This is a genomic window from Fictibacillus sp. UD (assembly GCF_043558025.1).
Classification (GTDB): Bacteria; Bacillota; Bacilli; order Bacillales; family Fictibacillaceae; genus Fictibacillus.
Window position 1 is genome coordinate 269,721 of record NZ_JARUHH010000006.1, and the last position, 11,290, is coordinate 281,010.

At 34.0% G+C, this 11,290-nt stretch carries 7 protein-coding genes and 1 pseudogene; 6 read left to right on the forward strand and 2 right to left on the reverse strand.

The window, feature by feature from the left end; genetic code table 11:
• Nucleotides 1–7 precede the first annotated feature (7 nt).
• Nucleotides 8–2,095: an SA1320 family protein gene (locus P8610_RS12725; protein ID WP_394604693.1), complete on the forward strand. Its 2,088-nt coding sequence runs from the start codon at nucleotides 8–10 to the stop codon at nucleotides 2,093–2,095.
• A 300-nt stretch (nucleotides 2,096–2,395) separates the two neighbouring features.
• On the opposite strand, the gene P8610_RS12730 is transcribed toward P8610_RS12725, so the two are convergent.
• Nucleotides 2,396–3,061: an SHOCT domain-containing protein gene (locus P8610_RS12730; RefSeq protein WP_394604694.1), complete on the reverse strand. Its 666-nt coding sequence runs from the start codon at nucleotides 3,059–3,061 to the stop codon at nucleotides 2,396–2,398.
• A gap of 85 nt (nucleotides 3,062–3,146) precedes the next feature.
• Nucleotides 3,147–4,670: a hypothetical protein gene (locus P8610_RS12735; RefSeq protein ID WP_394604695.1), complete on the reverse strand. Its 1,524-nt coding sequence runs from the start codon at nucleotides 4,668–4,670 to the stop codon at nucleotides 3,147–3,149.
• Nucleotides 4,671–5,392: 722 nt separating this feature from the next.
• Here P8610_RS12735 and P8610_RS12740 point away from each other — a divergent pair.
• The 5 genes and pseudogenes from P8610_RS12740 to P8610_RS12760 form a co-directional block, all read left to right on the forward strand.
• Complete coding sequence (locus P8610_RS12740; protein ID WP_394604696.1) at nucleotides 5,393–6,775, forward strand: TcaA NTF2-like domain-containing protein; 1,383 nt, start codon at nucleotides 5,393–5,395, stop codon at nucleotides 6,773–6,775.
• Nucleotides 6,776–6,788: 13 nt separating this feature from the next.
• Complete coding sequence (locus P8610_RS12745) at nucleotides 6,789–7,679, forward strand: hypothetical protein (RefSeq protein ID WP_394604697.1); 891 nt, start codon at nucleotides 6,789–6,791, stop codon at nucleotides 7,677–7,679.
• Between the two features lie 189 nt (nucleotides 7,680–7,868).
• Complete coding sequence (locus P8610_RS12750; RefSeq protein ID WP_394604698.1) at nucleotides 7,869–9,179, forward strand: type IV secretory system conjugative DNA transfer family protein; 1,311 nt, start codon at nucleotides 7,869–7,871, stop codon at nucleotides 9,177–9,179.
• Nucleotides 9,180–9,265: 86 nt separating this feature from the next.
• Entirely contained in the window at nucleotides 9,266–10,426 is a 1,161-nt protein-coding gene (locus tag P8610_RS12755; RefSeq protein ID WP_394604699.1) for a hypothetical protein, read from the forward strand.
• A 1-nt stretch (nucleotide 10,427) separates the two neighbouring features.
• Nucleotides 10,428–11,290: pseudogene (locus P8610_RS12760) on the forward strand (hypothetical protein); the annotation flags it as partial.

An 11,290-nucleotide genomic window follows, 5' to 3' on the forward strand; every position in this document is an offset into this window, starting at 1 on the left:
AGGATTCATGATCAAGACCAAAACAAAAATAAAAACAGTTACTGATCAAGACTTAGTAGAGATTTCGGGATTTCACGCATACCAAGAATATGAAATAAACCAAGTTGTTCAAGTCAATGGAAATTCGTATCGAGTGTTAGATGTGAAAGAATCAGAAGTAAATGGTTTAAATGCTCTAACACTTGCCTCAAACGACTCAAAAGAAATTATTGTCGCTTACACTGGTACCGACACGGGTGATAAGAACGATTTAAAAACCGATCTTCAGCTGTTAAGTGATAGGGTGCCTGTACAAGTTGAAGCAGCACGTGAGTATTTTGATGATATGGAAAAAAAGTTTGGCAAAATCTCATATGTCTGCGGCAACTCGCTTGGTGGTGGAAACGCGAATGCAGTTGGTGTGGCGAACCCAGATGTCAAAACGGTCACGCTTAAACCCGCCATGCTTCCGGAGGGTGTTGTGGATTACGATAAAGAGTACACAAACATTACAAACTATTTTGGACGATATGACGTTTTGACTAGTTTGGAAACAGGTTTAATGCTCGGGCATCGCATACCCGGAAAACAAATCGAGATCAATCATGGAATTCCAAATGCTTTGCATTTTGTAAACAATCACACAGGATACATCGGTAAGGATGAAACGAGTAAGCTGGTTTATGTGATCGGAGAACCTGGACAGCCTGGTTTTGGTAAGATTTATTTTGATGAGGCGGACTCCAGCGTTGTGTCGAGCATTTGGACTGGACATTCTCTTCACACAGGAAGTTCCGAGCGGATTGATCTGAATACCGAGAACATGTTCAAGCTTTCCAAGTCTTTAGACAGTTATATAGGCAGTCGTATGGCCCACGTTCATTCGTATTTACAGAATTCTGCAGAAATCGTTGAATATGAAGGAAGCCGTTATTATGAGCGGCTTCATACTCTGCAAGAACACTTCCGTGATATGTTTGAGGAGGCTGCACAGAATCCTCTATTTGTTGGTATTACGAGGACGGGCAACATTATTAAAGCAGAAATATATCATCTTATTACACTATTAGATACCGCTGAATCAAGAGCCCAATCGTTAAATTATTTTTTGAATTCTCCACCTGCTGAGCTCGTAGAATTTGTATTCCATCAAGATATAAACGTAGAATCGCTTTTTGGTGATGCTAGAAACTTTCTCTATAGCCTTCGCTCAAATGTTGAAGACTTAACCGATCTATTGCCAAGTCTGATATCGCAAAAAATACCGGAACTCTTTGAAGGTGGAACAGATCATTTTACCGATGCCGTTGTCGGTGAGTTTATGGCTCATTACAAAATACTGAGCAAGAACAATCTAACGGTTAAAAAGCACATGGAATCCTATAGCACAGATGTTACGGCAACTGCAGAGAATTTTAAAGAGAGAGATCGGCTGTTGGCAAGCGGCATTTCAACGGGTGTGCCGCAGTCGATTCTTATACCGAATTTCGGCTCAGCAGAAAATTATAAACTTCTAGATTCTCCTTATTTAAAAATGGGGATGAAAATGCTCGATATGCAACTCGAACTAGCCATTGCAGCCTTCGGAGATGTCACGCATAAAGCTTTGCTTCCGCTACTCGTTACACTCGAAGGAATCACCTCCGTTTTGGAAGGAATATTAGAGGGAATATCCCATGCGATTAATGGTGCCGTGTTCGTCGTTCTAAACGGCAGCTTACCCGTTAAGTTTGCTGGTATGTTCACGGATTTTGATGATAAGCTTCGTGCCATGGTAAACGACGCTCTCGAACCCATTGAAGAACTAGCTGACACCTTAGAAGGTCTCAGGCGCGGACTCGACAACCTCATTGTTTTCTTTCCTGTCCTCATCCAAAAATTTAAACCATACCTGAAGTCCGCACTGTTCAGTCAATCCAACTATTTCAATATCTACCTTTATAACACTGCGGCAACAGGAATCCTTGAAGAGATGGATCTACTTTTCAAAGACATTGTATTTCAGCTGACCCACAACAAAGGACTCGCCATTGATGCCTTAAGTGACATTTCTCAACATGTAAAAAACAATTTACTCATGATGCATGAGCAGACAGAACGGGGGACGTTTGGATAGATTCTAAGATATTTTTATTGCTTTGCTGTTGCTTTTAACAAGAAATAAGAAAATATGGTGATTACATTAGAAAAGAAAAATCGCAAATGAAATATACTTTCAAGTCTGGAAGTCTATGCTAGAGGAAGAAACCGTTAAACACTAAAGATTTTGTTTGCATAGAAATTTGATTTACAATATGAATTCAACAAAAAAGAAGGGCTTGAATAATCAAGTGGAATGACAGTGACAAAACGAATAATAGTTTGTTATATCTTAATAGAAAGCATCCTGCAATTTGAGCAGGATGCTTAATTAAAACTAACTAATTAATTTTTGTTTAGCTTTTATAAATTCTTCTTCTGAAATTATTCCTTTATCTTTTAACGAAACAAGCTCAGTCAATTCTTTGGTTAAAGAGGGTGTATGGTTAATAGGTTGAGAAGTTAATATTTGCTCGTCTTGTTTGAAATTCTTAATGATGTTTAAAGCTCTAACGGCTTTATTATATCGTTCCTGATAATATACGTCATGTCTATCTTTTGCAAATTCAGCTGCCAAACTAAAATGATAGTAAACAGAAAATGAACTTTCTTCGTTTTTACCAATAATATTTAAGACTAGACTTTTAATTTTCTGTGTACTCCCTGAAAAAGTAGTCTCTACTAATTCTACATCAATAATATCTTCACAATCGATTATACCTGTTTTCAAATCTGTTTTCCCATGAATATAACTGCAATATGCAATCTTTTTTAAGTTAGCATCTAGCGTTAACTCCTGACAATTTGAATCATTGGTATAATAACTGCCTGAAAAATTATATCTATCTTTATATTCCATAAAACCCATTTGGGTTAAATGATTGTAAAATTCATATTTTTTATCAAATAGTTCATCATTATTTTTATCTAGTTGTTCAGCTACTTTTTTCTTTCTTACAACAATAATAGTGATAATAATACCTAATAAAATAAGCCATTTCATCTTGTAAAACCCCTGTCTTTTTCTTTTACTTCGTACATCCGGATAGCTTAAAGTAGTTACTTGCATATACTCCCTAAAATCTAAATTATTTTATAAAGTATTCTATTAGCTCTGGGACAGGAGTTTGATCATTTGTCCCAGTGCTCTTTATATCTGAATCATTCAAAATAGTATACAAGTCATCAGCGGTAACTGAAATATCAGGATTTGATTGAATTAATTCATCAAGGTACATTAATTGATCTCTAGGACTCATCTCCAAGTAATCTTTATAACTTAAGTTCACGAAATTTATATTACTGCCAGAAGAATTACTATTTTCGGTATTAGAAGAGTTAATATGCCCTTCGTCAACATCTGCTTCGTCGTCTTTTGTATATACCCAACCATGAGATGCGATGGTCTTACTTCGTTGGTAATTAAATAACTGGGCTAAATAAAAATAATCGTACTCTTTGCCACTTTCATCAATTTGAAATCCTACCGCGGAACTTTCTACATCTTCTTCAGTTAGATTAGGAAAGACCAATGTGGATTTTACATCTAAGTTAGGATCGATTAGATAAATATGAGGCACATCATCTGATTCGTATCTAGAATCTGTGATGGCATAGAAATAACCTTGTCCAGCATGAACCGTTTTTAAACCATATGTTTCTAGTTCAATAAACTTGTCGTTTGCTCCATCATATAAAGGTTCACCAGAAGGCGCTGATAGCTGAACGATTGAACCGAAATTACCTTCATTTTTTTCTACATACCATTTTTCATTTTCTAAATCGATAAATACAATACCATCACTTATCTTATGCTTGTCAATTATTTGAATAGATTTATTAGGTAGGGTTTGTTCTGAAAGAAGTGGCTCAATTCTATATTGGTTATCGTCTTTGATAACAGCCACTTTTCCAATTGTTGATTCTACTACTTGTATGTAATTCTTATTTTCTAATCTTTTTATAACTTTTAGATCTGATAATTTTCCATCCTTGATTTCTATCTCTTCAATAATCAGTATGCTAGAGGGTTCTACATTGCTATCACCCCGTGTGGTCCTTTGAGGAATTCGAATGTTCACATATCTATAAATTTTATTTCCTTCTAAAAAAGTTGAAGCTCCAGCTAAATCATCCTCACTATAAGAACCAAATCCATTATCTGCACTTAAATGTCCAACATATGTTTCAATTTCAGGAAACGTTACTTCTAGTGTCTTTAATTCGTTATTATCTGAGTTATGTACGGTTAATTGTCTTATGGTATGGTTTGGTTCTTCCACATCACTAGGTTGATCATAGTGCAGATAATACTTATAATCTTTAGCCACCGATACATCTAATAAAGAATTACTTTCAAAATTCTCTATGTCATCTGATACTTTGAGCTGATCGTGATTATTATCTAGTGGGATAAAGTCGTATCCCGTCCCGAATTTTTTAATATGTACTTCATTTGTTTTTTGTACATTACTTTTTTTAGAATCTTTTGATGATGTTTTACTAGCTACTTTAGGTTCGTTTTCGTTAGAAGTTGTTTCGGAATCTTCTTTTCCGCAAGCCGTTAAAAGTAAAAGAAATACAATAGTAATTATAGGTAAAAAATGTTTCAAAGTTATTCTCCTTTTTATGTGTACTAAGAGTGCTAACAATCTTCTCCTTTCAAAGCAACTCGCTCTCAATGTCATGTCGATTATAATACTATAGACGCAGGTAATTTGGAATATATTAATGTTTTTGGGAATAAGAGTAAATATATTTGTATCTGCTAAAGCTGTACCCTGAGCTACTCCAACCCTTAAAATTCATTTTTCTACACTAATACAACAGCTGCAACTGAATAGTCATGGTTGAATACAATTCTCTAATTAAGATGATTTGTTTTAACATAAGATCCTTTATTTCTGTCTGTACTTTTATCCTTTTATTTATCGGCTATAGCATTAATTTCTTACAGGGTTTTTCTACAATTTTGATGAAAATGCCGACAAAAAAATTCAATTAATAGTTAATCAAAGTGTACAAGTATAAGTCATGTTATTCACTGGATGATCTTAATAGCTGTGTTTATTGCTTATTTTTTTTTTTTTAAAATAGATACTCTACTCTTGAACATTTAAACATTCCGAAGATGGCATAATAAAAATTATAATTTTTCCAAAAAACTACGTGGCTTTTTTATTTAAATGGTATTTTTTATTCTTGACTTGCATAGCAATGTCATATGTCTTTCTTACTAAAAAATGTGTTTGAAATTTAGGTAAAAAGTCTTTTTGAAAAGAACTGGGTATGGTATAAATGTTATATTGGTAAAAAATGATAAAGGAGGTGAAATATGAAAGTTTGTTCGGGGTGTCATAAAAAAAATGATGATGTGAAGTTTTGTGTTTTTTGCGGAACTGCTCTTAGTAATGATCTTCCAATAAGTGGTATAAATGATTCTGAAGAAATGGTTCGAAATGATATTTCTATAGTTAAGGATAAGAGGAACTATAAAAAGATCGTAATATGGGTTCTTACTGTTATGTTGCTAACTGTCAGTATTTTCTTTATAGGCAAAAGAATGTATGATCCACATAAAGTTGTAAAAGAGATTGAACAAGCATACATAGAACGTGACGCTACTAAATTATCCAGTTATTTTAAGGTTCCAGAAAATACTGAGAATAAAGATTTAATCCTAATGATAAATCTATATGGTTGGGATAAATTCGAAAGTTTATTAAATGAAGGTATTAATTCTCTTGTTGAATCAAACTCAAATAGTAAAGTTATCACGGATAGTGTAGGACTCGGATTTATTACCCTCCAGAAAGAACCGAAAGTCTTTGGAGTTTTCCAAAATGTGAAAGTAAATATTAATCCTGTTGAGTTTTATGTAGTAGCACCTTATAAGGGTACCCAAATTGTGATAAATGACCATGAAATCATTACGGATGATGCAAATAAACCAAAACTAGCAGGACTATTCTTGCCTGGAGAATATAATCTTAGTGCGTTGTATAAAAGTCAAATGGGAGATTTTAAAGTAGAGTATCCATTTTCCATAAAGCCAGATCATTCCAGCCCTTTTGAAATTCAATTTGCGGAAACCTCTGTTGCTGTTAATTCAGATATAACTGATGCGACATTATTTGTTAATAATGAATCTACTGGACGGTCCATTGAAGAAATTCAGTATCTTTCTCCAGTTCCAGAAAACAGCAATATTGAAGTGTATGCTGAATTTAAAGATACAGATGGAACGGTTTATAAATCTTCAGTTGAGAAGCTTAATGGTAGTCAAGTGTATCTAAGCTTCGATGACTATAAAAATAAGCAGCAATCTTTAGAATTACATGAGGAAAGAACAACACAGTTAGTGAATCAATTCCGTCTTGATTATTTAGATGCAATTACTGCTGCAGATTTTAATTATGTTTCATCGTATTTTGAAGAAGGATCACCTATCTATAAGGAATATAAGAAGTTTGTTGAAGATCACTCTAAAATAAAGGAATACTCTTATGATTTTTTAGAAAATGATATAACATCCTTTATACAAATAAGTGAAAAAGATTTTGAAATCGAAACTTTTGAAACATTTAATTATAGTTCGGTGACAGATGGTAAGTATTATTATGAGAGAAAAAAGAAATATTCAATTACATTGGATAACAATCAATATTTTGTAACTAAAATTGAGAATTTAGATTCTAAAAAAACAAAACAAGAATAACGAGGTGGATGGGTTGAGGCAAATACATGGTGTTGTACTTTCTGAAGGCGAGACAGTAATTCGGGAATATGAAGCTTCCTATATAGAAAACCCTAAGACAGAAGGATATTTGGTTGCTACAAATCGACGATTAATATTTACAGGTAGTTCAAAAAGTATGATGGGAAATAGTTTACTTGTTCGAGAAACTAAGGTGGATCAAGTTACTGGAGTAATATCCCAACTATCACGAGGTAAGAATATAGGTCAAATTATTTTTGGAGCTATCTTATCTTTAGTAGGATTATTTACCGTGTTTAATGGTGATGGCTTCGGATTTATATCACTCTTTGCACTGATAATTTTAGCATGGGGACTTCATACATTATATAAGGCTTTTACCCAATCTGGCGTTCAGATGTATCTAGGTATACAAACTAGTGGCCAATCAAGTAGCGCAATTCAAGTTGCTGTTGAAGCAAAAAGTGGAATTCTTAGCAGATTCGGACTTGGTGGCGATACGGCTTGGTTATCTGTGGCAGCATCTGGCCCAGGGCGTCATACAGAACAAATGATTAGAGAAGTCGGAGCATTAGTTCAAGATATACAAGTAATGGGCGATTTAGCAATTGATAAATGGGTAGGTCAGCCAATGAAAAATTCTCCTGTGAGCATTCCAGTATCAACAGAAGAAATGGGAGCGCAACTGACTAACACTTTTAGTAAAATTAAAGATACAGCAACGGCTGCTAGCCATAAGATTAGCCAACAGGTTCAGGAAAAGAAAGAAAGTTCACAAAATAGAATACAAGACGAATCAACGACATGTGAATGTGGATCTACAATTTCATTAGGCGCTGCGTTTTGTGGTGAGTGTGGTTCTTCTGTAAAGAAGAATGCAGCTGAAGCTAATTACTTTGGGTAAATTCATAGTTTATAAAAATATACACTAAAACCCAACTTTAATTTTTGGGTAGACAATGGGGCTATCGAGTCATAATGACTTATAAGGTAGCTCCATTATTAATATACTACTAATTTTAGAAGCTGGTAGTACAGGATGGAAGATTAAAAAACTGGCAAAAGATTAATTAAAATATGAGGAGTACTTACGATGAGTTATCTTCGAAATAGTTTAATAGAGGGGCAACTTTTAGCAGAACTTAAACCTAGTGAAGTGAAATGGTATGGTAAATCTAAAGTTGGAATTAAGGGTAATAACAACACAGGAATCGTCATACATAACCAGCTTTTGGCACGCCATATACTGTGTATGGGTTCAATAGGAAGTGGTAAATCTGTCACTCTTTATCACATTATTGACGCGATTAGAAAAAGTGCAAATAGAGACGATGTATTTATCTTTTTTGATGCAAAAGGTGATTATTTAAATAATTTTTATCATTCAGGGGACTATGTTATTTCAAATGAGATAAATCCCCCCGAGGGAACTGTATACTGGAATATTTATGAAGATATATTAGCAACTACGCCTGAAAAGAGAGATGAAACCATTAGAGAAATAGCTACTACACTTTTTAAAGAGGACATTGAAGGATCAAGTGCACCTGTTTTTGCTACTGGTGCTCGAGATTTATTTGCCGCTATATTAAGCAGTCAAGTTCGTAATATTGAACTTAAGGGTGAATATTGGAATCACCAAAAATTAGTAGAGTGGCTTCAAAAAGCAACGGATACATCAGTTCGAATTCTCTTGAAAGAATATGAGGATTTAAAATGGGTACGTAACTATATTAGCAAAGAAAGTAGTACCTCCTCCAAACAAAGCTTTTTTATGCATCTGTATCAAAATATCTTTAATATTTTTTCAGGTGCATTCGCAAAATCAGGGGATTTCTCGATAAAAAGATCCATTAATCAAAAAAATGGAAAAGCAATTTTTTTAGAGTATGATATATCAAATGGAAATAATTTGAATCCTGTTTATACATTGATGCTAGACTTAGCTATGAAGGAAGTTTTAGGGCGATCGGAATCAGAAAGTAAAGGGAACATCTACTTTATACTTGATGAGTTTCCTTTAATCCCAAAATTGAATTATATGGACAATGCACTTAATTTTGGACGGTCACTTGGTGTAAAAGTAATAGCAGGTATACAAAATGTTAGTCAAGTAGAGAACACCTATGGTCCATCATTAGGTTCGAGTATAATAACTGGATTCGGTACTGTTTTTGCTTTTAGATTATTTGATGCAGCTAGCCGATCATTGGTCGTAAATAGGCATGGAAGAAATAAAAAATTGATAAGTATAGGTTCTTCTAACGCAAGTAAAGGTGTGCAGGATATGATAACCGATGGGAATGTTATAGAAGATTGGGATTTGACTAGTTTGAAAATAGGCGAATGTATTGTATCACCTTTTAATGGTGAACCGTTCTTGTTTCACCCTATAAATTATTAAGGCGTTGTTATTCAAAAGGCCAAATAAGGACAACACCTTATTTGGTTTCTTTTTAAACTATTATGCTAAATAGGTAGGTGTCTAAAATGACAAATGAAATAAACTTAATAGCTTGTGGTCGTAATTTAGGAAAAATAATAAAGGAAAATGAAGATTACTTTGCAATAGGGTCTTCCGATTATCTTGAATTTTTAAATATTGATGAATACAAACAATGGGATAATCTAATGGATTCAGAAAATACGGAAAATTGGAAAAAACAGTATCTAAAAACCCGTAATAAAAAGGAATTAGAAACTGGAATAGAATTTCTAATTTCGAAAGGACTGGCTTTTGATAAAGACGATAAGAGTGTTTATGATAATTTAATCGTATCGAGAAATGGTCAAGCGATTGGTTTATTAGAGGGGCAAACATATGGAGTTAGAAGAGTACATAAAGAAAAAAATATTCTAATGACTAAGGAACAGTACTTAATTTGGATATCAGCTACGGGTACAACTTCATTAACTCAAGTATTAGAAAATATAAGAAAGTTTTTAAATTGTAGTCAAAGTTTTGCTGAAGAAAGGTTATGGGAAAATGTAAAGGTTTTTTTAAAAACAAGGCTCTGGATAATGGAAAAATATTCAAAAACTTTACCTGAACTAAATGAATTAAATCAAGAGAATCTGATAAATAACAATAATCTAGCATTAAATTCTGTATTCATGCCAGTTGGTCAAACGGCTGGATATATAGAAGAAAATAATATACTTCACGAAGGCTTCTATATTTCAATTAATAATAATTATGTAAGAATAACTGCTCTTCAACATTTAGTTTGGTCAGCTATAGGGAAATCCAAAATCATATTAAAAGACCTATGTGCATTTTTAGAAAAGGATCAAAAAGAATTAGTTAAAGAAGTTATTAATCCACTATTAGAAAAGCAGCTAATAATTTTTAACGAGTTAGAAAATTATAAAGACTCCCTTCGTTTTTTGAGGAGAGGTATAGCCTTGAAAAAAGTAGAAGATAATTACTACTTTACGACTTTATCTTCTGATAAACCAGTTGGACTTCCTGATATATGTTTTATAGTGTGGTCTTTATTAGATCAAAACAATAGCTTCCAAGATATTGTAACATTAGTGGTTGAAAATAGCGGAGCATCTTTTAAAGAAACAGAAGTTATTGTAAAAGACGCTATCTTTCACTTATTACAAAATGATTTAATCTCAATATTGTTTTTAGAGGACCTGTGAAATGTGGGGAAAACGAGTTTTAGATATTAACTTTAATAGCAAAGCTATGAAAACAGGCTTTTGGATTGCAGGTTTAGGTGTAGGAATTTTAACAGGTGGAAACCCAGGAGCGGCCATAGCAGTTGCTGGATTAAGGAATGCCGGTGTTAAATTACAAGAGGATATTAGAAGACTCGAACCGAGAAGTGGACTTGACTTTTTATCAAAATCATTTCAGACAATGTCTTGGGCTGGTTGGAAAAAAGAAATGAACGAAGTGGGTACTCTTGCAAAAGATGAAATTATAAAAGGATTATCTGGGGATACTCTGGCAGGTCTAAAAGATGCAAAAGAAGGTTTAGATATTTTATTTGAAAAGGAATTAGAAAAAGAAAGTGAAGAAAATAAATTAGAATCTGAAGAGGATCTGCAAGAAGAGCAAGAGGAACGAGAAGATAAAAATGATGAAAAAGATGAAGATAAAGAAGACGAAACTAACGAAGAAGCTGAAGACGGAGAAGGCCAGGAAAAAGATGAAGTTCGTAATGAAGATGAAGAGGATGAGGTAGACGAAGATCGCGAAGTAGATGAGGCAGACGAAGATCGCGAAGTAGATGAAGCAGACGGGGAAGAAGAAAATCGCGATGAAGTAGATGAAGAAGAGGAAGACGAAGAGAACAAAGAAGCCGAAGAAGACGAAGATGACAAAGAGGACGAAGAGGGCGAAGATCGCGAAGAAGAAGACGAAGAGGACGAAGAAGACGAAGAAGACGAAGAGGACGAAGAAGACGAAGAAGACGAAGAAGATGAAGAGGACGAAGAAGACGAAGAAGACGAAGAGGACGAAGAAGACGAAGAGGACGAAGAAGACGAAGAAGACGAAGA

Coding starts and splice junctions, on each gene's coding strand:
- P8610_RS12755 (WP_394604699.1), top strand. CDS start 9,266: ATGACAAATGAAATAAACTTAATAGCTTGTGGTCGTAATTTAGGAAAA.
- P8610_RS12730 (WP_394604694.1), bottom strand. CDS start 3,061: ATGAAATGGCTTATTTTATTAGGTATTATTATCACTATTATTGTTGTA.
- P8610_RS12750 (WP_394604698.1), top strand. CDS start 7,869: ATGAGTTATCTTCGAAATAGTTTAATAGAGGGGCAACTTTTAGCAGAA.
- P8610_RS12725 (WP_394604693.1), top strand. CDS start 8: ATGATCAAGACCAAAACAAAAATAAAAACAGTTACTGATCAAGACTTA.
- P8610_RS12740 (WP_394604696.1), top strand. CDS start 5,393: ATGAAAGTTTGTTCGGGGTGTCATAAAAAAAATGATGATGTGAAGTTT.